Source organism: Pseudomonas sp. IPO3774 (assembly GCF_013386835.1).
GTDB lineage: Bacteria > Pseudomonadota > Gammaproteobacteria > Pseudomonadales > Pseudomonadaceae > Aquipseudomonas.
This window is the reverse complement of record NZ_JACAQY010000062.1, coordinates 1-20,170: the sequence shown is the minus strand read 5'-3', so window position 1 is coordinate 20,170 and position 20,170 is coordinate 1. Positions and strand designations below refer to the sequence as shown.

Genomic DNA, 20,170 nt, shown 5'->3' with positions numbered 1-20,170 from the left:
GCGTAGGCGCTGGATTTATTCACGCGCCTGGCATTAGGCTCGTGCCTCGACGGAACCCAAACAACAAGGAGCCACGATGCCCGCGCTTTCCCTGCAAGACACCACCGCCCCCGAAGGCGTCTGTTATGGCTGCGGCAGCAGCAACCCCCACGGGCTGCACATCAAGAGCCGCTGGGACGCCGACGGCATCCACGTGATCGCCGAGCACCAGCCCGACGCCCGATACAGCGGCTGGCCAGACCTGGTCTATGGCGGTCTGATCGCGATGCTGGTGGACTGCCACTCGAACTGGACCGCCATGGCCTACCACTACCGGTCCGAGCAACGCGAACCCGGCAGCCTGCCGCGTATCGACTGCGTCACCGGCAACCTGGGAATCAAATTCATCAAGCCGACACCGATGGGCGTGCCGCTGACCTTGCGCGCAAGAGTCGAAGGTGACGTGGGGCGCAAAAGCCGCGTGGTGTGCGAGGTGTACGCCGATGGCGTGCTGACGGCGATTGGCGATTCGGTCTTCGTGAGGGTCGACACCGGGCAACTGGCCGCCGCGGCCCATGGCCGGGAAGCCTGATACTGGTCTACATTCAGTCCCACCGCTAATCGAGGACGCTACCGATGACTCGTCTGACCGCCAAAGACTTCGCCCCTGAACTGCTGGAGCTTTACGACGGCTACGCCCACGGCAAGATCAACCGCCGGGAATTTCTCGACCGCGCAGCACTGTTCACCTTCGGCGGGCTGACGGCCTCCGCCCTGCTCGCCGCCCTGAGTCCCAACTACGCCCTGGCCGAGCAGGTGAAATTCACCGACCCGGATATCGTCGCCGACTACATCACCTACCCGTCACCCAAGGGCAACGGCACGGTGCGCGGCTACCTGGTGCGCCCGGCCAAGGCCAGCGGCAAGGTGCCGGCGGTGGTGGTGGTGCATGAAAACCGGGGGTTGAACCCGTATATCGAAGACGTCGCCCGTCGGTTGGCCAAGGCCGGATTCATTGCCCTGGCGCCGGATGGCCTGACCTCGGTGGGCGGCTATCCCGGCAACGATGAGAAAGGTGTGGAGTTGCAACAGAAAGTCGATCCCGAGAAGCTGATGAACGACTTTTTCGCGGCCATCGAATGGTTGATGCACCACGATGCAAGCACCGGCAAGGTGGGCATTACCGGGTTCTGTTATGGCGGCGGCGTGACGAATGCGGCGGCGGTGGCTTATCCGGAGCTGGGTGCGGCGGTGTCGTTTTATGGGCGCCAGCCGGAAGCCAAGGATGTGCCACGGATCAAGGCACCGATCATGTTGCATTACGGTGAGCTGGATACGCGGATCAATGAGGGCTGGCCGGCGTATGAGAAAGCGTTGAAGGCGGCCGGCACGACCTATGAGGCGTTTATCTACAAGGGCGCCAATCACGGCTTCCACAACGATTCGACGCCGAGGTATGACGAGGCGGCGGCGAATCTGGCGTGGGAGCGGACGTTGGGCTGGTTCAAGAAATACCTGGTGTAACCCGCCCTCCAAAACACCACCCAACTCATGTGGGAGCGGGCTTGCTCGCGAACGCGGTGTGTCAGTCAGCTGATGTTTGACTGATCCACCGCTTTCGCGAGCAAGCCCGCTCCCACAGGGGACTTTCAGCTTTCTTGAGGTCAGTGCTCCAGCGCATACCGCCGGCAATGATTCAAATACCCTTCCTCATGGCTCCCCACCAACTGCACCACACTGGTCCACAGCCACGAAGGCGCATCCAGTTGCCTGGAGCGATTCTCTTGCAACAGCGCCATCCAATCCTTGCGCGTATCCCGGTCCATCTGCCGCGCATGGGCCACGCCGACCACCCGCGCCAGGTACCCGGCCGCGTGCATCGCATCAATCTCGCTCAGCTCATCCAGCTCCAGCTTCATGTCCTGGGGCAGCAGTTCGCGGATGAAAAACCCGTGATCCAGAAACCGCGTGGCCAACATTCGCTCCCCCAACGCCGGTGACAGGTGCCGCGCGCCCTCCACCACCCGCCGGCCGTTATCCCGAGGCATTTTTGCCCGGGCCGCACGCGGCGCCGCAGCGCCTACCGCTTCCTTGATGTCGAGCAGGCAGTATTCCTGATCAGACTTGTCCCCTACTCCCAGCAACACCGCATACCGCAGCAACCCAAGGGAGCTGCAACCCTTGACCCAATAGGCCGAGTCCAGCAGCTCAACCTCGGCGTCGTTGGAGCGGCCTTTGAGCGAAGTCACCAGCCGGTGGATTTCATCCGACGCGCACAACGTTTCAAGGGCGGACTTTTCTGCCCGCGACAACGACCAGAAATGCTTGCCCAATGGAATCGTCGGCCGGGTGTTTTCAATACGTTCGCGAGCCAGATTCTTCCAGGTGCGCTCCACCGCACTGCGCATCCCGGCCTTGACCTGGGACGGGCGCGGCGGTGCCTCGTCGGGCTTGTCTTTAAACGCCTGCGCGTAGCCCACCATCATCTCTTCAAGCATGCGCGCGGTGGTCACCCCCGGCAGGTCCGAACCCCGCGCAGCGGTGGCCAGGGACAAGGCCAGGCGCACCAGGTCATGGGCCGGATTGCCGATCACCGCCTGGTCAAGGTCACGGATATGCATATCGATCCGGCCCTTGGTATCGCCCGTGGGCCCAAGGTTACCGGCGTGGCAGTCGCCGCAGATCCAGATCGCCGGCCCGTGGGGCAAGCGCCGGCCGCGCTGGCTGTGCAGCCACTCGTAAAACTGAACCGTACTGCCCCGCACATAGGCGTGGGCGGAGCGCGCCATCTTCAGGTTGCGCAGTTGCGTGAGGTGGGGCATTCGCGAAGAGGGACGCGGAATTTTCATAGAAGTACTCGTCGTGGAGATACGGTAGAGGCTGGCCCGCGACAAATGTTTCATTTTGTTTCAGAGGATTCTATTAATAAGCCACGCCAATCAATCCCACTGCAATCGGTCTTTCTATTCCTCCCGTCTCCGGGACTAGCATCGGGTCAACTCGATGCAGCGAGTCACAACCCTAACTGCACACATCCCCAAACACTGCCGCCCTAACAAAAGAGATAACGCAGATGAATGAAGTGATGAACACCGCACCCGCCAAGATCAACCTGGTCAAGGCCCGAGGCTCGCTGGTATGGGACGATCAGGGCAAGGAATACATCGACTGTACCGCCCAGGCCTGGTCGAACAATTTGGGGGCCAATGACCCCCGGGTGGTGGAAGCCGCCGTTGCGCAATTGCGCGAAATGACTCACATCCGCCCCAACTTTGGCTCACCGGCCCACACCCGGCTGGTGAAGAAGCTGCGGGAAGTCTCCCCGGGCGCCCTCAACCAGATGGGCTTTGCCCTGCATGGCAGCCTCGCCGGTGAAATGGCGATGAAACTGGCTTTCAAGAACCGCCCCGGCGCACAGAACCTGCTGGTGCTGCAGGACGGCTACCACGGCCGCTCCCTGGCCACCCTCGGCGCCAGTTGGCCGCACCCGAACAATCCGTTCCTGGCGATCCAGCCACGTTTCACCCGCGTCCCCCACCCCAACCCGTACCGCACGCGCCTGGGCATGGACCCGGAAACCGAGTCGCAGCTGTGCCTTGGCCTGCTGGAAGAAACCATCCTCAAGGGCGTCGACGGTGGCGTGGCAGCAGTGATGATGGAACCGATCCAGGGCAATGGCGGGCATATCGAGTTCCCCCGCTCCTACTACAAAGGCGTGCGCGAGATCTGCGACCGCCTCGGCGTGCTGCTGATTTTTGATGAAGTGCAGACCGGTTTCGGGCGCATGGGCACGATGTTCGCTGCGGACTATTACGACGTGCTGCCCGACATCATCGTGTTCGGCAAAGGCGTCGGCGGCGGCTTCCCGCTGGCCGGGATCCTCGCCGATGACAAGCTCAAGTGGTTCGACGAAGGTGAAGAAGCCCTGACCTTCGGCCACTTCCCGGTCTCGCTGGCCGCCGGCTACGCCACGGTGGAAGCGATCGTCGCCGACAACCTCTGCGAAAAAGCCCGCGACTCCGGCGACTACATCACCGCACGCCTCAAGGACATGCAAACCCGCCACCCGCTGATCGGCGACGTGCGCTGCCCCGGGCTGATGGCGTCCATCGAGCTGGTCAAGGACCGCACCACCAAGGAACCGGCCTGCCGCGAATCCCAGGAGGTGTATCGCCTTGGGGTGGAGCGCGGCGTATTGTTTGGCGAAAGCCGCTACGCCGGGCTGGGTAACCTGATCAAGGTCAAGCCTCCGCTGGATATCGAACGCCCGTTGCTGGCCAAGGCCCTCGATGTGCTGGACGAGGTGATCGGCATCATCGAGGAGCAACGGCCATGAGCACATTCGTTGAAAACACCGTGACCGCCCCGCCGAATGCCCAGGCCCCGCTGTCCAGCGACGACGCCGACCTGGCCAGCCTCGGCTACGAGCAAAAGATGCACCGCACCATGAGTTCGTTCACCTCGTTTGCCCTGGCCTTTTCCATGGTCTCGATCAACACCGGGGTGGTCACGCTGTTCGCCGACCCGTTCAACCGCGTCGGCGGTATCGGCATCCTTTTGTGGCTGCTGGTGATCCCGCTGGTGTGCTGTATCGTCATGGTCTACTGCCACCTGGCCGGGCGCATTCCGCTTACCGGCTACGCCTACCAATGGTCCAGCCGGTTGGCGGGCAATCACTTCGGCTGGTTTACCGGCTGGGTCGCGTTCACCTCGTTTGTCGCCGGTACAGCCGCCACCTCGGCGGCCATCGGCACGGTGTTCGCGCCGGAGATCTGGGCCAACCCGACACAGGGCCAGATCCAGGGCCTGAGCATCGGTGCCACGCTGGTGGTAGGCCTGCTGAACATCTGCGGGATTCGCCTGGCCACGCGGATCAACGACATCGGCGCGATCATCGAAATCATCGGCACGGTGCTGCTGGCGATTGCGTTGTTCTTCGGGGTGTTTTTCTTCTTCGAGCACACCCAGGGCGTGGCGATCCTGACCTCGGCACAACCGGTGAGCGGCGGCACCCTCAGCTTCACCACCCTCGCCCTCGCCACCTTGCTGCCGGTCTCGGTGCTGCTGGGTTGGGAAGGCGCCGCCGACTTGTCCGAAGAAACCAAGGACCCACGCCGCGCCGCGCCCCGGGCGATGATTCGTGCGGTGCTGGTGTCCAGTGTATTGGGCTTCGTGGTGTTCGCCTTGCTGAGCATTGCGATCCCGGGGTCGGTCAGCGAGCTGCTCAGCCACAGCGAAAACCCGGTGATCAATATCGTGCGCCTGCAACTGGGCAACGCCGCCGGCGTGGGCATGATCGTGATCGCCTTCGCCTCGATCCTCGCCTGCCTGATCGCCAACATGGCGGTGGCCACGCGTATGACCTTCGCCCTGTCCCGGGACAACATGCTGCCGGGCTCCAAGGTGCTGGCGAAGATCAACCCGCACTTCGGTACGCCGGTCGCCGCCATCGTGCTGATCACCGCCATTGCCGTGCTGCTGAACCTGGCGAGCGGCGGGTTTGTCACGGCGATCTACTCGATGGTCGGCCTGACCTACTACTGCACCTACCTGCTGACGCTGATTGCCGCGTACCTGGCCTATAAAAATGGCCGGATGCCGGGGGCGCCTGCGGGGGTGTTCAGCCTGGGCAAGTGGTTGTTGCCGATGATCGTCCTCGGCGGCCTGTGGGCCATCGCGGTGATCCTGACCCTGAGCGTGCCCGAAGAAAGCCACACCGGCGCCATCACCACCGGGGTTACACTCGGGGTCGGCGTGCTGTGGTGGTTGTTTTCGCTGCGCACGCGCCTTAACAATGGCACCGCCGGGCCGAGCGGCAAATTGCTCGACCACTAGCCGCTGATTGCAGCCAAACAACAAAACCCCGGGCGCCGGGGTTTTGTCTTGTCACCTTCAAGGAGCTTCCCGATGTTTGAACAGGCCAGTTGGCTCAATCAACCCCAGCAATGGAGCCGAGAAGGCCAGCGCCTCAAGGTGCGCACCGATGCCAGCACCGATTTCTGGCGAGAAACCCACTATGGTTTTGTGCGCGACAACGGGCATTTCCTGTTTGTTGAAACCGACGGCGACTTTACCGCCCAAGTCAAAATCCACAGTGCGTTTACCCACCTGTATGACCAGGCCGGGTTGATGGTGCGGGTGGATGAAGCCCATTGGGTGAAGATCGGTGCGGAACTGTCCGACGGTGTGACGCTGTTGAGCAGCGTATTGACCGATGGTGTGTCGGACTGGGCCACCGGTGTGTTCCCGGGTGATCCCGAGGCGTTCTGGATTCGCGCCACCGTGGCCAAGGGCGTGCTGCGCGTGCAGGTGTCGGTGGATGGTGTGAGCTGGCCATTGGTGCGCCTGGCGCCGTTCCCCGTGGCTGCGTCGTATCAGGTGGGGCCTTATTGCTGCACGCCGGAACGTGGCGGGCTGGAGGTGGAGTTTTCCGAGCTTCAGGTAAGTGCGCCCAACGGCAAATCCCTGCACGACCTGTCCTGACTAACCCCGGCTGCTCGCCACTTCCATTGCCAACTCGGCAAAGTTGCGCGCCGCCACACTCGGTTGTGGCGGCAAGGCGACCGCCACTTCACACATCGGCATATCGCTGATCACCGGGAAGGCCAGGCCGGGCCGTGCATAAAAACGTGCGGTGGACAGCGCGGTGATACTGATCCCGCGCTCCGACGCCACCGCCTGCAACTCGGTCTCCACCGTCGAAGCTTCATGGACGATCCGCGCCGGCTGGCCATCGCGGTACGCGTCGGCGGTCCAGAAACTGCGCCACACGCCCACTCCCGGTGCAGCAATGATCCGCTCATCCAGTACGTCGTAGATGCTCACGCTGCTCTCCCCGGCCAACCGGTGGCTGGACGCCAGGCACGCCACGCAGGGTTCGGTCACCAGGGTGTGCAACTCGATGTCCGGCAGGCCCAGTGGCGGGCGCAGCACCGACACGTCCATGCCCTCGTCGATCCCGGCATGGGGCGAGCCGAAGTCATACTCGCGCACCACCAGTTCGATCTCCGGGTAGCGCTTGGCGAACACGCTGAGGATTTGCGGCATCAAGTCCACACCCGCGCCGATCAGGAAGCCGATATTCAATGAGCCGCGTACGCCGCGTGCATGTTCGTGGGCGGTGCGTACCAGGCGGCTTACGCCATTGACGATTTCCCGCGCCTCTACCAGCAAGGCCAGGCCGGCTTCGGTCAGTGCTACGTTGCGGGTGTTGCGTTGGAACAGTTGTACGTCCAGCAGCGCCTCAAACTGGCGGATGGTCTGGGACAGCGCCGGTTGCGAGACATGCAGGCGGGTCGCGGCGCGCACGAAGCTGAGCTCCTCGGCCACCACCACGAAGGCCTTGAGTTGACGGATGTCTACGCCGGAAGTTTGCATTGCAGCCTCTTATGATCAATGGGCAGACCGAGTGGGAGAATAACCTGTGGCGAGGGAGCTTGCTCCCGCTGGGTTGCACAGCGCCCCTGAAACCATCCGCCGCGTTCTTGCTGAACTAACACCGTCGCTTCTTTGGGGCCGCTACGCAGCCCAGCGGGAGCAAGCTCCCTCGCCACAGCGTCGACCCAACCTCAGTGCATGACCACTTCACGCAACCAGGTCTTGAACGCCAGCATCGCCGGCGTCTCGGCCCGTGACTGCAAGCGCGTCAGCCAATAACTGCCGGTGGTGATGCCGATCTCGAACGGCTGGCGAATCACGTCCGTCGCCAACTGCCGGCTGAACATCATCGCCGGCGCCAGGGCCACCCCCGCCCCTTGCAGCGCCGCCTCCATCATCGCCAGGGACGAGTCGAAAACGATACTGCGCGGCACCAGCGTGTCGGCTGGCAATCCCGCGGCCTGGAACCATTGCGTCCACTCATCCGCACGATATGAGCGCAGCAGCGTGTGCTTCAACAGGTCCGCCGGAGTCTGCAATTGCCGGGCAAGTTGCGGCACGCACAGCACCGTCAGCGGCGCCTCCAGCAATTGGCACGCCTCGGTGCCGTGCCACGCGCCGGAACCAAACCGGATTGCGTAATCCAGGCCTTCGGCCGCCACATCGACGCGGTTGTTGTTGGTGGACAGGCGCAAGTCGATAAACGGGTAGCGCGCCTGGAAATCCGCAAGCCGCGGCAACAGCCAGCCCACTGCAAAGGTGCCCACCGCGCCTACCGTCAATACTTCGCGATAATGCCCACCTTCAAACTGGCCTAAGGTTTGAGCTATCCGGTCGAAGGATTCGCGCAACACCGGCAGCAGGGTCTCGCCCTCGCTGGTGAGCATCAGGCCCCGGGGCAGGCGTTTGAACAGCGTGACATTGAGCTGGGCCTCCAGGCTTTTCACCTGGTGACTGACCGCCGCCTGGGTGACGCACAACTCAATCGCCGCCCGGGTAAAACTCAAATGCCGCGCAGACGCCTCGAAGGCTCGCAGCGCGTTGAGTGGCAAATGGGAACGGAGCATGGCTTGACCCTAATTTTTCTAATGGCTGTTGCGAGATATCATCGTTTGCCGCGGGATCACAAACTGCCTAGATTTGCGGCGCCTGCGCAGGCAACGGTATTCACCCGATCACCTTCATGGAAGTCACGTCATCATGTACACATCCCTTTTTCCAACCGTGCGCAACACCGCGATATTCGCCTTATTGCTCGGCGCAGGCAACTGCATGGCGGCTACCGACATGCGCCAGGTCGTGGACAGTACGGTCCAGCCCCTGATGCAGCAACAGGACATCGCCGGCCTGTCGGTGGCGATCGTACAGAACGGAAAGGCGCAATACTTTAACTACGGCGTTGCCAGCAAGGAGAGCAAGCAGCCCGTCACCGAAAACACCCTGTTTGAAATCGGCTCGGTGAGCAAGACCTTCACCGCCACCCTCGCCGGCTATGCCCTGGCCAACGGCAAGCTGAAGCTGTCGGACCCGGCCAGCCAATACCTGCCGGCATTGCGCGGCGACACGTTTGACCACATCAGTCTGCTCAACCTCGGCACCTACACCGCAGGTGGCTTGCCCCTGCAATTCCCCGATGAGTCCGATAACGCCGGCAAGATGATCAGCTACTACCAGCACTGGAAACCGGACTTCGCTCCCGGCACGCAACGCCTGTATTCCAACCCGAGCATCGGCTTGTTCGGCCACCTGGCAGCGCAAAGCCTGGGCCAGCCGTTTGACCGGTTGATGGCGCAGACCCTGCTGCCGAAACTCGGCCTCAAGCACACCTTTATCAGCGTACCCAAGTCACAAATGAACCTGTACGCCCAGGGTTACGACAAGGCCGGCAAACCGGTGCGTGTAGGGCCTGGCGCCCTGGACGCCGAGGCCTACGGCATCAAGACCAGCACCTCGGACCTGATTCAGTACGTTGAAGTGAACATGCACCCGGCGAAGCTGGAGAAGCCGCTGCAACAGGCGATTGCCGCAACCCACACCGGCTACTACACGGTGGATGGCATGACCCAGGGCCTCGGCTGGGAGATGTACCCCTACCCAATCACGCTGGATGCATTGACGGAAGGCAACTCGGCACAAATGGCCTTTCAGCCCCACAAGGTCAACTGGCTGACACCACCGCAAGCGCCCCATGCCGACACGCTGGTGAACAAGACTGGCGCCACCGGTGGTTTTGGCGCCTACGTGGCGTACGTGCCGAGCAAAGGCCTGGGGGTGGTGATCCTGGCGAACAAGAACTACCCGAATGCCGAACGGGTAAAAGTGGCCCATGCGATCTTGAGTGCGATGGATAAATAAATCCCTGCACACCTCAAATGTGGGAGCGGGCTTGCCCGCTCCCACATTGTTTTGTGGCGTGATTCAAGTTGGGTTTACATCCCCAGCCAATGCGGCAAGGCCAGCGATATGAACGGCAGGTAAGTCACCATGATCAGGAACACCAGCAGGATCATCAGCCACGGCAACGCCGCGCGGATGGTCTGCCCCAGCGTCAGCCCGGTCACTGCCGAGGTCACAAACAGGTTCAACCCCACCGGCGGATGCACCAGGCCAATCTCCATGTTGACCACCATCACAATTCCCAGGTGAATCGGGTCGATCCCCAGCTTCATCGCAATCGGGAAAAAGATCGGCGCCAGGATCAGCACGATCGCCGACGGCTCCATAAAGCTGCCCGCCACCAGCAACACCACGTTGACCATGATCAGGAAACCAATCGGCGTCAGGCCCTCGGAGATCACCCACGCGGTGATTTCCTGGGGAATCTGCTCCGTGGTCAGCACGTGGGCGAAGAGCATGGCGTTGGCGATGATAAACATCAGCATGATCGCCAGGCGCCCGGACTCCAGCAGCACCTTGGGGCAATCCCTGATCTTCATGTCCTTGTAGATGAACAGCGCGACAAACGCCGAGTACACCGCCGCCACCGCCGCCGCTTCGGTCGGGGTGAACATGCCGCTGTAGATCCCGCCCAGGATGATCACCAGCAGCAACAGGCCCCAGAATGCCCGGCGGGCGCAGGTCAGCCACTCGCGAAAGGTCGCCCGTGGCTGGGCCGGCAGTTTCTTGATGCGCGCGACGATGTAGATCGCGACCATCAACATCAAGCCCAGCAGCAGGCCCGGAATCACCCCGGCCATGAACAGCTTGCCCACCGAGGTTTCCGTGGCGGCCGAGTACACCACCATCACGATCGACGGCGGAATCAGGATGCCCAGGGTACCGGCGTTGCAGATGATCCCGGCGCCGAATTCCTTCGGGTAGCCCGAGCGCACCATGCCCGCCACGGCAATCGAACCCACCGCCGCCACTGTCGCGGGCGAGGAGCCCGACAGTGCGGCAAACAGCATGCATGCCAGCACCGCCGCAATCGCCAGCCCGCCGCGGATATGCCCGACGCAGGCGTTGGCAAAGTCGATCAGCCGCTGCGCCACGCCACCGGTGGTCATGAACGCACCCGACAACAGGAAGAACGGAATCGCCAGGAAGGTATAGGCGTCCGAGGTTTCAAACAGCTTGATCGCCAGGGAACTCACCGAGTCAGGGCTGAACATCAGGATCGACACCGCGCCCGACAACCCCAGGGAAATCGCGATGGGCACACCGAGGAACATGAACACGAACAGCAGCAAAAACAGACACAGAACGGCCATCAGTGACGCTCCTCATGGCTGCCGGCCAACTTGCTGGCTTCACCGGCTTCGTCGGCCAGGCCCAGCCCGGTTTGGCGGTGGGTGAAGATGCGGTAGAAAATTTCCAGGTAGCGGATGAACACCAGGGCAAAGCCGATGGGCACGATCACCACGATGTCGTCGACGTCGATGCCGAACTTGTCGAGGTCTTCGGCGCCGATGTGCGCGGTGGTGACCGCACTCAGCCATTTGTAGCTGGCAACCATGAACAACCCGGCGTAGGCCAGGCAGCACAGGCAAGCCAGCATGCCCAGCAGGCGCTGCACCCGGCGCGGCGTCAGCTTGACCAGCGCGTCCACGCCCAAGTGGCCGGCGGTGCGCACGCCGTAGGAGATGCCGAAGAAAATCAGCCAGCCGAACATGGCCTTGGTCAGCGCCACGCTCCAGGTCATGTCCTGGGCCCAGCCCATGGTGTGGTCACCCAGGGCGTTGAAGAAACCGCTGCTCCACGCCCACTTGTCGGCGAGGGCAAAGAACAGGGTGTAGATGTTGTTGAGCATGACGTAGACAAAAGTCACCAGGGTCATGGCGGCCAGCAGGATGGCGATAAAGCCTTCCTCCAGGTGCTCCCAGACGCGCCTTAGCGTTTGCATGGCAAAACCTCGCGAAGCGGAGATAGGTGTGTGCAAGGCTTGGAGGCGGGAACCGGATCAACATGTGGGAGCGGGCTTGCTCGCGAATGCAGTCTTTCAGTTGATGCATTCGGTGACTGATACACCGCATTCGCGAGCAAGCCCGCTCCCACATTTGATCTCGGTGCTCTCCAAATTACTGGTTCGACGCATCGGCCGCCTTGATCAGGTCAGCGCCGATTTCACCTTCGAACTTCTGCCACACCGGGCGCATGGCTTCGCGCCAGAGCTGGCGTTGCTCCGGCGTCAGTTCGATGATTTCGCTGGTCTTGGCGTCGATGATCTTCTGCTTGGCCGACTGGTTCAGCGCCTCGGCCTGCTTGTTCACCTCGACGGTGACTTCAACCATGACCTGGTCCAGGGTGGTGCGCACATCCGGCGGCAGGCCGTTCCAGAACTTGGCGTTGGTGATCACCATGTAGTCGATCAGGCCATGGTTGGATTCGGTGAAGTACTTCTGCACTTCGTTGACCTTCTGGCTTTCATAGTTCGACCAGGTGTTCTCGGTGCCATTGACGGTGCCGGTCTGCAAGCCCTGGTACACCTCGGCAAAACTCATCTTGCGCGGGTTGGCGCGGATCGCCTTGAACTGCTCTTCCAGGACGCTGGAGGCCTGCACGCGGAATTTCAGGCCACGGGCATCCTTGGGCTCTCGCAATGCCTTGTTCGCCGACAGTTGCTTGAGGCCGTTGTGCCAATAGGCCAGGCCGAGGATGTTCTTGTCTTGCATCGAGGTCAGCAGCGCCTTGCCCTGGGCCGCCTGGAAACGGTCGACCGCCGCCAGGTCGTTGAACAGGAACGGCAGGTCGTAGATCTGTACTTGCTTGGTGTACTGCTCAAACTTGGCCAGGGACGGCGCCAGCATCTGCACGTCGCCCAGCAGCAGCGCTTCCATTTCCTTGCCGTCGCCGAACAGCGAGGAGTTGGGGTACACCTCGACTTTCACCCGGCCGGGCAGGCGTTCTTCAGCGAGCTTCTTGAACAGCAGGGCGCCCTGGCCTTTGGGGGTGTTTTCCGCGACCACGTGGGCGAACTTGATCACGATGGGGTCGGCCGCCTGGGCCAGGCCCGCGGCAAACAAGGTGGCGGCGCAGAACAGCGCCCGAGAAAGCTTGAGCATGGAAAATCACCTTCTTATTGTTGTGTTATAGGGCAAGGTGCCTGATGTCACGCGTATAGAGAATTTCGAATTTTAGATACCTGCGTTCGGCGTGGACGAACGCCGATTTTGCAAACGACAGAGATCCAATGTGGGAGCGGGCTTGCTCGCGAAAGCGGTGTGCCAGTCACCGGATGCACTGGCTGACCCACCGCTTTCGCGAGCAAGCCCGCTCCCACATTTCTACGGTTGCGCGGCTAATAATCGTTGGGCCCGCAACAACACCGGTGCATCCACCATCTGCCCGTCCAGCTGATACGCCCCGGCCCCATGGGCACCGGCATCCACCACCCGTTTGGCCCAGGCCAGATCCTCGGCACTGGGTGCCAACGCCTGGTGAATCACCGCCACCTGCTTGGGATGGATACACAGCGCGCCGGCAAAGCCCATTTCATAGGCATGCCGAATCGAACGGCGCAGGCCTTCGGGGTCGTCGATGGCCGGGTGCACGCCGTCCAGCGGCGCCACCAGCCCGGCGGCGCGGGAATGCACGATCAAGGCAAGGCGAGCCTGGTCGAGGGCAAATTGCGCGGCCGGGGAGCCGCTGCTCAGGTTCAAGTCCAGCGCCAGGTCCAGGCCACCAAACGACAGGCGCTCCACCAGCGGCGCATGGGCGATTTCCGCCACCGCCAGCAAACCCCGCGCACTCTCGATAATCGGCCAGATAGCCTTGCCCGTTGCAGCCACCACGGCCACCTGGGCCGCACTTTCAACCTTGGGCAGCAACACCCCTGCGACCCCGGCGTGGGCCTGACAGAACGCCACATCGGCAAAATGCTCGGGATGCTCCGGCGCGTTGATCCGCACCCACACCCGCGCCGCCGGCGTCGCCTGCAAAAACACCCCGAGGTTGTCCCGGGCCTGACGCTTGAGCGGCTCTTCCACCGCGTCTTCAAAATCCACAATCACTGCATCGGCGCCACTGGCCAGGGCCTTGGCAAAACGTTCCGGTCGGCTGCCCGGTACAAACAGCGCAGAGCGCACAAGAGAGGTTGGCATCGTTCGATTCCTTGTCAGATAACGCCGCGGATACGCAGGCCGTCGATGGCTTCAGCGGAGTAACCCAGTTGGTCGAGAATCCCCTGGCTGTGCTGCCCCAGCCCCGGCACCGCATCCATCCGCGGGGTGAACGCGGCATTGCGTGCCGGTGGCAGCAACGACGGTAATTTGCCCGCCGGGCTGTCGACTTCACGCCAACTGTCCCGGGCCTTGAGCTGCGGGTGGTCCCACACGCCTTGCATGTCGTTGACTCGTGCACTGGCGATTTGCGCGTCTTCCAGGCGCTGGATCACGCCCTCGGCGCTCATCTGCGCAAAACGGTCGACGATGATCTGGCGCAGCACGTCGCGGTTTTCCGAACGCTTGAAGTTGGCCGAGAAACGCTCGTCGGTGGCCAATTCCGGGGTAAGCAGCACCTTGTCGCAGAACGCCGCCCATTCCCGCTCATTCTGCAACCCGAGCATCACCGTGCCGCCGTCGCCGGTGGGAAACGGCCCGTAGGGGTAGATCGTCGAATGCGCCGCACCCGCGCGCGGTGGCTGGGGCGCGCCGTCGAACGCGTAATACATCGGGTAGCCCATCCACTCCACCAGGCTTTCCAGCATGCTGACGTCGATGCGACTGCCCTGCCCGGTCTTGCCCCGCAGCAGCAGCGCCGAGAGGATGCCGCTGTAGGCGTACATACCGGCGGAGATATCGGCGATGGAGCAGCCGGCCTTGGCCATCTGGTCTTCACCCGGGCCACCGGTGACCGAGAGAAAGCCGCCTTCGCTCTGGATCAGCAGGTCGTAGGCCTTTTTCTTTTCATACGGGCCACCCTCGCCATAGCCGGAGATGTCGCAGACGATCAGCCGCGGGAAGCGCTCATGCAGCGCCTCGAATGACAAACCCATGCGCGCGGCCGCGCCCGGTGCGAGGTTCTGCACCAGCACATCGGCATCGGCCAGCAGGGTTTCCAGGATGTCCCCGGCATTGTCGTGCTTGAGGTCCAGGGTCAGGCTTTCCTTGGAACGGTTGGTCCACACGAAATGCGAGGCCAGGCCGCGCACGCGCTCGTCATAGCCCCGGGCAAAGTCGCCCGCCCCGGGACGTTCGATCTTGATCACCCGCGCGCCCAGGTCGGCCAACTGGCGGGTGCAGAACGGTGCGGCAATCGCGTGTTCCAGGCTGACAACGGTGATGCCGTCCAGCGGTCGTTGATTAGCGGTCATGACAGTTCCTTAAAGCCAGTGAGCCAGGGACGTGGCGTTGCGCAGGTCCCAGACTTTTTCGATCAGCCCGGTGGTTTGCGCGGGTGTGCGGGCGCCGCTGAATTGAGTCAGGCGCTGGAACTTGTCGGCCAGCTCCGAGCGGTTCAGGGTGTTGCCCGGGTCGCCCTTGGGTTCGTCGATGGCGCCGTGCAGGGTGCGACCATCGGCGGTGGTCACGATGACCCGGCCCAGCCAGCGCTGCGGATAGGCACCGTCGACTTCGGCGTCGAGGGTCATGGAGACCTTGTCGCGAAACGCCGCCACGTCCCCGTCGCTCAGCGCCAGCTCGTGAAACTCGGTCAGCCCGGCCTTGCCATGCACGGCAATCAACCCCAGCACGGTGCCCATGGAAAACTTGGCCTGGTGCACGGTCTGCGGCAGCGTCACCCGGCCCAACACGTCGATGGCGCCCTGGTGAACGCGAGTTTCCACATGGGCGATCTGCTCATGGCGGAGCCCTTCGCGCTGCATCAGATCCAGCAGCGCATCGGCGGCCGGATGGGTATGTCGGCATGAAGCATGGAACTTGAACGACGTTTCCAGCAGCGCCCAGCGACTGCCGAGGCGATCCGCCAATTTGCCTGGGTCGGCGTCGGTGGACATGCCCGCCGCCATCCCCTGATCACCTTCCAGAATATTGCGCGCACCGGTCAGCCCGTCCGCCGTCAGATACGCCGCCAGCAAACCATCGGCAGCGGCCTTGGCAGTGTGCAGTTGCTTGGAGTCGGCGGCATCCCGCAGGAACTCCCACAGCCCGGCCGCCTGAGTGCCGGCACTGCCCAGCAGGTTGATGAATTGCTCTTGGTTGAAGTCGAGCAATTTGCCCACGGCCACCGCCGCTGCGAGGGTGCCGACGGTGGCCGTGGTGTGGAAGATCCGGTAATGGGAACGGCCCATGAATTCGCCGATGCGAATCCCGGCTTCGTAACCGGCCACCGAGGCCAGCAGCAGTTCGCGACCGGACTTGCCGAGGTCTTGCGCCGCCGCCAATGCCGCCGGAAACACCACGGTCGCCGGGTGCAATACCGAGCTGTTGTGCAGGTCATCCTGCTCCACCAGGTGCGACGACGCGCCATTCACCAGCGCGGCGAAATAGGCACTGCTGCTGCCGCCGTTGACGATGATCTGCGCCGGGCCATCAGCCGGGCCCATCCTGCGGGCATAACGTTCGAACAGCGGGATCGGATGCGCGCCCTTGCTGGCCAGCGCCGAGGCGAGCCAGTCGAGGAACAGGTCTTCGGTGCGGGCGAGTACGGCGTCCGGCAATTGTGCGTAATTCAACTCGGCGAGGAACCGGCACAGCGCTTGGGTATGGCTCATGGTCGGGCCCTCAGAAGCTGCGTGGCAGTTCGAGCAGATGCTCGGCCACGTAGGACAGGATCAGGTTGGTGGAGATCGGCGCAACCTGGTACAGGCGGGTCTCGCGGAACTTGCGCTCCACGTCGTATTCGCAGGCAAACCCGAAGCCGCCGTGGGTTTGCAGGCAGGCGTTGGCCGCCTCCCAGGAAGCCTTGGCCGCGAGGTACTTGGCCATGTTCGCGCTGGCCCCGGCATTGGCGCCGCTGTCGTATTCCTCACAGGCACGCCAGCGCATCAAGTCAGCCGCTTCGATCTCGATATGGGCTTCGGCAATCGGGAACTGCACGCCCTGGTTCTGTCCGATGGGCCGACCAAATACCACGCGGTCGCGGGCATAGGCGCTGGCTTTCTCGATAAACCAGCGGCCATCGCCGATGCACTCGGCGGCAATCAGCGTCCGCTCGGCATTCAAGCCGTCGAGGATGTAGCGGAAGCCCTTGCCCTCCTCGCCAATCAGGCTGTCCAGCGGCAACTCCAGGTTGTCGAAGAACAGTTCGTTGGTCTCGTGGTTGACCATGTTGGCGATGGGCTGCACGGTCAGGCCGTTGCCGATGGCTTCCCGCAAGTCCACCAGGAAGATCGACATGCCTTCGGATTTTTTCTTCACCTCGGCCAACGGCGTGGTGCGGGCCAGCAGGATCATCAGGTCGGAATGCTGCACCCGCGAGATCCAGACTTTCTGGCCATTGATCACGTACTTGTCGCCGCGCTTGACTGCGGTGGTCTTGATTTTGGTGGTGTCGGTGCCGGTGGTGGGCTCGGTCACGGCCATCGACTGCAGGCGCAATTCGCCGCTGGCGAGCTTGGGCAGGTAGAAGCGTTTCTGTGCTTCGCTGCCGTGACGCAGCAAGGTGAACATGTTGTACATCTGGCCGTGGACGGTGCCGGAGTTGCCACCGCAGCGGTTCACTTCCTCCAGTATCACCGAGGCTTCCGCCAGCCCCAGGCCGGAGCCGCCGTAGGCTTCCGGGATCATTGCCGACAGCCAGCCGGCGTCGGTCAGGGCCTTGACGAAGGCTTCCGGGAAACCTTTTTCTTCATCGACCTTGCGCCAGTAGGCAGCGTCGAATTCGGCGCAGAGTGCGCGCACGCCTTCGCGGATGGCATTCAGTTCTTCGTTGTCATTCGGGTTCATTAACGGCTCTCCGCCTGTTGTTCTTGGAGGTTTATTCGAAATGCAGTTCGGCGCGCTGGGCCAGGCCGTCGGCGTTGCCCGCCCACAGTTCCGCGACGCCCGGCGCGGTGATGTGCCCGCCCACTTCAAAGGCTTGCGGGGCAATCAACGGGCGCACGCCGCGATACGAGAAACGGCGCAACGTGGCCGCGGGGTTGGCGCGGCAAAATGCGCGCAGGCTCAAGGTGGCGATCAGCGGACCGTGCACCACCAGCCCCGAATAACCTTCGGTGCCGGTGACATAGGGGTAGTCGTAGTGAATGCGGTGGCCGTTGAAGGTCACGGCGCTGTAGCGGAACAACAGGGTTGGCGTCGGGTCGACCGCTTCACGCCAGGCGCCTTCGGGGAGCACGTCACCACTGCCCTGCTTGGGCGGCGTGGGTTCGCGGTAGACGATGTCCTGTTCTTCGCGCAGGGCCAGGCGGCCGTCCTGGGAATAGTCGTGGCGCACGGTGACGAACAACAACGAGCCGGTGCGACCGGTTTTTTCTTCCACCCGGGTGATGGTCGAAACGCGGGTGGCGGCCTCACCGGCACGCAATGCATGGAAGAACTCGATGCGCCCGCCGGCCCACATGCGGTTGCGATTATCGGCCGGCGGCAGGAAGCCGCCACGGGCCGGATGACCGTCACCGCCCAGGGCGGATTCGGGCAGCGGGTCCTGGAAAAAGCACCATTGCCACAAGGGCGGAACCGGCTCGCCATCTGCCGGTGCCGCTTCGCCAAAGGTGGCGGCGATGCGTTTGAGCAGGTTGTGGCTCAAGTGGTCGTGGGCTGTTTCGCTACGGCCGATCCAGTCTGTGGCGCTCATCAAGTGCATGTCCTCGGGCAGGGAATCTGAACCGGATCATGCTGGGCCCTGGCCGTTCTGAGAATTTGCATTTCAATAAAGCAGCGTTCGGCTATGCTGAACGCCATCGCCCATAAAAAGATCTCAAGAACCCGGATGATCAATGAGGGAGCTGGCTTGCCTGCTCCCACATGGGTTCTTCGTCGCTGCCCCGGAGCCTTGCATGCACTTTGATCTGGCTGACTTACGCCTGTTTATCCATATCGCCGAATCCCCCAGCCTGACCCAGGGCGCCAAGCGCGCGTTCCTTTCACCGGCCGCCGCCAGTGCGCGGATCAAGGCCCTGGAAGGCCAGCTCGACACCCGCCTGTTGTACCGCGACAGCCGTGGTGTGGAAATTACCCCGGCGGGCGAACGGCTGCTGCACCATGCGCGGCTGATCATGCGCCAGGTGGATTACCTGAAAAGCGAGTTCACCCAATACGGCATCGACTCGGCCGGGCATATCCGCATTTTTGCCAACACCACCGCCGTGACCGAATTTCTCCCGGAGGTGCTGGCCGGCTTCCTGTCCCAGCGACCCGGCGTGACGGTGGACCTGCAGGAGCGGCTGTCACGGGACATCGTGCGGGGCGTGCTGGATGGCACCAGCGACATGGGCATCATCGCCGGGCCTGTGGAAGCGTCGGGTTTGCAGGTGCTGCACTTCAGCACCGACCACCTGGTGCTGACGGTACCGGTGGGGCATCCGCTGGCGAGCCTGCCTTCGGTGACGCTGGAGCAAACCCTGGCTTATCAACATATCGGCTTGCATGACGGCAGCACGTTGCTGAGTTTCCTGCGTGAGCATGTGGAGCGGCTGGGCAAGCACTTGTCGTTGCGCATTCAAATGTCGAGCTTCGAGGCGATCTGCCGGATGGTTGAGGCGGGCGTGGGGATCGGCATCATTCCCGAGTCGGCCGCCGTGCGGCACAGCCGGACCATGCAACTGGTGACGGTGAAGCTGGATGAAGTTTGGGCAGTGCGCGAGCGCAGTATTCTGGTGCGGGAACTGGAGGCGTTGCCGGGGACGATTCGGGCGTTGATCGCGACCTTGATGCCCGAGATGGAACCGCCCCGGCTGCCGGGCGCCTAAGCTAACGTTGCCCTTTTGCGAAGGAGATCTGGTCATGCAGCTTGAAGGTTCCTGCCATTGCGGCGCGGTTTCGTTCAGTCTTGAGAGTGCGCATCCCTACCCTTATCAGCGGTGTTATTGCTCGATTTGTCGCAAGACCCAGGGGGGTGGCGGGTATGCGATCAACCTTGGGGGGGATGCCAGGAGCCTCAAGGTGCGGGGGCGCAAGTTGATTTCGATTTATCACGCGCGGATGAAAGAGCCGGGGGATAGCCGGGCGCATGCGAGTACGGCTGAGCGGCATTTTTGTTCGCAGTGTGGGTCGGGGTTGTGGTTGTTCAGTCCGCAGTGGCCGGAGTTGATTCATCCGTTTGCTTCGGCGATTGATACGCCGTTGCCGGTGCCACCGGAGCATACGCATTTGATGCTGGGGTCGAAGGCGCCGTGGGTTGAGGTGAGTGTTCGCGCGGGGGACCTGGAGTTTGAGGAGTATCCAAAGGAGTCGATTGCCGAGTGGCATGAGCGGTTGGGGCTGGGTTGATTGATTAAGTGAGTGAATATCCGTTATTTGGGTGATGGCTGAGATTG

General features: G+C 62.7%; 19 protein-coding genes. 8 read left to right on the top strand and 11 right to left on the bottom strand.

Annotated features, from left to right (window positions below; translation table 11 throughout):
• The first annotated feature begins 76 nt into the window (after positions 1-76).
• Together HYE77_RS27805 and yghX are read left to right on the top strand one after the other, a co-directional pair.
• Positions 77-571 carry a PaaI family thioesterase gene (locus tag HYE77_RS27805; protein WP_003215081.1) on the top strand — a complete coding sequence of 165 codons (495 nt, stop codon included), beginning with the start codon at positions 77-79 and terminating at the stop codon, positions 569-571.
• Positions 572-615: 44 nt separating this feature from the next.
• On the top strand, positions 616-1,503 hold the full coding sequence (yghX, locus tag HYE77_RS27800) for a YghX family hydrolase (protein WP_063029644.1): 888 nt from the start codon (positions 616-618) through the stop codon (positions 1,501-1,503).
• A gap of 140 nt (positions 1,504-1,643) precedes the next feature.
• Here the strand turns inward: yghX and HYE77_RS27795 are convergent, their stop codons facing one another.
• Complete coding sequence (locus HYE77_RS27795) at positions 1,644-2,828, bottom strand: DUF2252 family protein (protein WP_102604955.1); 1,185 nt, start codon at positions 2,826-2,828, stop codon at positions 1,644-1,646.
• 224 nt (positions 2,829-3,052) lie between these two features.
• On the opposite strand from HYE77_RS27795, the gene HYE77_RS27790 reads away from it, so the two are divergent.
• The 3 genes from HYE77_RS27790 (at position 3,053) to HYE77_RS27780 (ending at position 6,462) form a co-directional block, all read left to right on the top strand.
• Entirely contained in the window at positions 3,053-4,315 is a 1,263-nt protein-coding gene (locus HYE77_RS27790) for an aspartate aminotransferase family protein (protein WP_087695004.1), read from the top strand.
• Positions 4,312-5,814, top strand: a complete 1,503-nt coding sequence (locus tag HYE77_RS27785) for an APC family permease (protein WP_087695002.1) — start codon at positions 4,312-4,314, stop codon at positions 5,812-5,814. Before HYE77_RS27790 ends, HYE77_RS27785 begins: the two co-directional genes overlap by 4 nt.
• Positions 5,815-5,886: 72 nt before the next feature.
• Positions 5,887-6,462 carry a DUF1349 domain-containing protein gene (locus HYE77_RS27780; RefSeq protein ID WP_177042158.1) on the top strand — a complete coding sequence of 192 codons (576 nt, stop codon included), beginning with the start codon at positions 5,887-5,889 and terminating at the stop codon, positions 6,460-6,462.
• Here the strand turns inward: HYE77_RS27780 and HYE77_RS27775 are convergent, their stop codons facing one another.
• Together HYE77_RS27775 and HYE77_RS27770 are read right to left on the bottom strand one after the other, a co-directional pair.
• Positions 6,463-7,356, bottom strand: a complete 894-nt coding sequence (locus HYE77_RS27775; RefSeq protein WP_177070013.1) for a LysR family transcriptional regulator — start codon at positions 7,354-7,356, stop codon at positions 6,463-6,465.
• A gap of 191 nt (positions 7,357-7,547) precedes the next feature.
• Positions 7,548-8,423 (bottom strand): LysR family transcriptional regulator, encoded by an 876-nt coding sequence (locus HYE77_RS27770; RefSeq protein WP_177009468.1) that lies wholly within the window; start codon positions 8,421-8,423, stop codon positions 7,548-7,550.
• Between the two features lie 133 nt (positions 8,424-8,556).
• On the opposite strand from HYE77_RS27770, the gene ampC reads away from it, so the two are divergent.
• On the top strand, positions 8,557-9,711 hold the full coding sequence (ampC, locus tag HYE77_RS27765; protein ID WP_008436247.1) for a class C beta-lactamase: 1,155 nt from the start codon (positions 8,557-8,559) through the stop codon (positions 9,709-9,711).
• Positions 9,712-9,785: 74 nt separating this feature from the next.
• Here the strand turns inward: ampC and dctM are convergent, their stop codons facing one another.
• The 8 genes from dctM to HYE77_RS27725 form a co-directional block, all read right to left on the bottom strand.
• Positions 9,786-11,066, bottom strand: a complete 1,281-nt coding sequence (dctM, locus tag HYE77_RS27760) for a C4-dicarboxylate TRAP transporter large permease protein DctM (protein WP_003215062.1) — start codon at positions 11,064-11,066, stop codon at positions 9,786-9,788.
• Complete coding sequence (locus tag HYE77_RS27755) at positions 11,066-11,698, bottom strand: TRAP transporter small permease (protein WP_003215060.1); 633 nt, start codon at positions 11,696-11,698, stop codon at positions 11,066-11,068. Before HYE77_RS27755 ends, dctM begins: the two co-directional genes overlap by 1 nt.
• A 175-nt stretch (positions 11,699-11,873) precedes the next feature.
• Positions 11,874-12,857 carry a C4-dicarboxylate TRAP substrate-binding protein DctP gene (gene dctP / locus HYE77_RS27750; protein WP_003215057.1) on the bottom strand — a complete coding sequence of 328 codons (984 nt, stop codon included), beginning with the start codon at positions 12,855-12,857 and terminating at the stop codon, positions 11,874-11,876.
• A gap of 222 nt (positions 12,858-13,079) precedes the next feature.
• The gene (locus HYE77_RS27745) at positions 13,080-13,895 is read right to left on the bottom strand and encodes a CoA ester lyase (protein ID WP_003215055.1); all 816 of its coding nucleotides are present in this window, start codon (positions 13,893-13,895) and stop codon (positions 13,080-13,082) included.
• A 14-nt stretch (positions 13,896-13,909) separates the two neighbouring features.
• Positions 13,910-15,106: a CaiB/BaiF CoA-transferase family protein gene (locus tag HYE77_RS27740; protein ID WP_177070011.1), complete on the bottom strand. Its 1,197-nt coding sequence runs from the start codon at positions 15,104-15,106 to the stop codon at positions 13,910-13,912.
• Between the two features lie 9 nt (positions 15,107-15,115).
• Complete coding sequence (locus HYE77_RS27735; RefSeq protein ID WP_177070010.1) at positions 15,116-16,465, bottom strand: MmgE/PrpD family protein; 1,350 nt, start codon at positions 16,463-16,465, stop codon at positions 15,116-15,118.
• A gap of 10 nt (positions 16,466-16,475) precedes the next feature.
• Entirely contained in the window at positions 16,476-17,639 is a 1,164-nt protein-coding gene (locus HYE77_RS27730; protein WP_177042153.1) for an acyl-CoA dehydrogenase family protein, read from the bottom strand.
• A gap of 31 nt (positions 17,640-17,670) precedes the next feature.
• Complete coding sequence (locus tag HYE77_RS27725; protein WP_177070008.1) at positions 17,671-18,489, bottom strand: MaoC family dehydratase N-terminal domain-containing protein; 819 nt, start codon at positions 18,487-18,489, stop codon at positions 17,671-17,673.
• A 202-nt stretch (positions 18,490-18,691) separates the two neighbouring features.
• Here HYE77_RS27725 and HYE77_RS27720 point away from each other — a divergent pair, with 202 nt between their 5' ends.
• Positions 18,692-19,603 (top strand): LysR family transcriptional regulator, encoded by a 912-nt coding sequence (locus HYE77_RS27720; RefSeq protein ID WP_177029124.1) that lies wholly within the window; start codon positions 18,692-18,694, stop codon positions 19,601-19,603.
• Positions 19,604-19,637: 34 nt separating this feature from the next.
• The gene (locus tag HYE77_RS27715; protein WP_177070006.1) at positions 19,638-20,123 is read left to right on the top strand and encodes a GFA family protein; all 486 of its coding nucleotides are present in this window, start codon (positions 19,638-19,640) and stop codon (positions 20,121-20,123) included.
• The last annotated feature ends 47 nt before the right edge of the window (positions 20,124-20,170 follow it).

What these genes read in the sequence shown, in the direction of transcription:
- HYE77_RS27775 (WP_177070013.1), bottom strand. Translation starts at nt 7,356, where the DNA reads ATGCAAACTTCCGGCGTAGACATCCGTCAACTCAAGGCCTTCGTGGTG.
- dctM (WP_003215062.1), bottom strand. Translation starts at nt 11,066, where the DNA reads ATGGCCGTTCTGTGTCTGTTTTTGCTGCTGTTCGTGTTCATGTTCCTC.
- yghX (WP_063029644.1), top strand. Translation starts at nt 616, where the DNA reads ATGACTCGTCTGACCGCCAAAGACTTCGCCCCTGAACTGCTGGAGCTT.
- HYE77_RS27735 (WP_177070010.1), bottom strand. Translation starts at nt 16,465, where the DNA reads ATGAGCCATACCCAAGCGCTGTGCCGGTTCCTCGCCGAGTTGAATTAC.
- HYE77_RS27795 (WP_102604955.1), bottom strand. Translation starts at nt 2,828, where the DNA reads ATGAAAATTCCGCGTCCCTCTTCGCGAATGCCCCACCTCACGCAACTG.
- HYE77_RS27790 (WP_087695004.1), top strand. Translation starts at nt 3,053, where the DNA reads ATGAATGAAGTGATGAACACCGCACCCGCCAAGATCAACCTGGTCAAG.
- HYE77_RS27745 (WP_003215055.1), bottom strand. Translation starts at nt 13,895, where the DNA reads ATGCCAACCTCTCTTGTGCGCTCTGCGCTGTTTGTACCGGGCAGCCGA.
- HYE77_RS27720 (WP_177029124.1), top strand. Translation starts at nt 18,692, where the DNA reads ATGCACTTTGATCTGGCTGACTTACGCCTGTTTATCCATATCGCCGAA.
- HYE77_RS27725 (WP_177070008.1), bottom strand. Translation starts at nt 18,489, where the DNA reads ATGAGCGCCACAGACTGGATCGGCCGTAGCGAAACAGCCCACGACCAC.
- HYE77_RS27785 (WP_087695002.1), top strand. Translation starts at nt 4,312, where the DNA reads ATGAGCACATTCGTTGAAAACACCGTGACCGCCCCGCCGAATGCCCAG.
- HYE77_RS27780 (WP_177042158.1), top strand. Translation starts at nt 5,887, where the DNA reads ATGTTTGAACAGGCCAGTTGGCTCAATCAACCCCAGCAATGGAGCCGA.
- dctP (WP_003215057.1), bottom strand. Translation starts at nt 12,857, where the DNA reads ATGCTCAAGCTTTCTCGGGCGCTGTTCTGCGCCGCCACCTTGTTTGCC.
- HYE77_RS27740 (WP_177070011.1), bottom strand. Translation starts at nt 15,106, where the DNA reads ATGACCGCTAATCAACGACCGCTGGACGGCATCACCGTTGTCAGCCTG.
- HYE77_RS27715 (WP_177070006.1), top strand. Translation starts at nt 19,638, where the DNA reads ATGCAGCTTGAAGGTTCCTGCCATTGCGGCGCGGTTTCGTTCAGTCTT.
- HYE77_RS27770 (WP_177009468.1), bottom strand. Translation starts at nt 8,423, where the DNA reads ATGCTCCGTTCCCATTTGCCACTCAACGCGCTGCGAGCCTTCGAGGCG.
- HYE77_RS27805 (WP_003215081.1), top strand. Translation starts at nt 77, where the DNA reads ATGCCCGCGCTTTCCCTGCAAGACACCACCGCCCCCGAAGGCGTCTGT.
- HYE77_RS27755 (WP_003215060.1), bottom strand. Translation starts at nt 11,698, where the DNA reads ATGCAAACGCTAAGGCGCGTCTGGGAGCACCTGGAGGAAGGCTTTATC.
- HYE77_RS27730 (WP_177042153.1), bottom strand. Translation starts at nt 17,639, where the DNA reads ATGAACCCGAATGACAACGAAGAACTGAATGCCATCCGCGAAGGCGTG.
- ampC (WP_008436247.1), top strand. Translation starts at nt 8,557, where the DNA reads ATGTACACATCCCTTTTTCCAACCGTGCGCAACACCGCGATATTCGCC.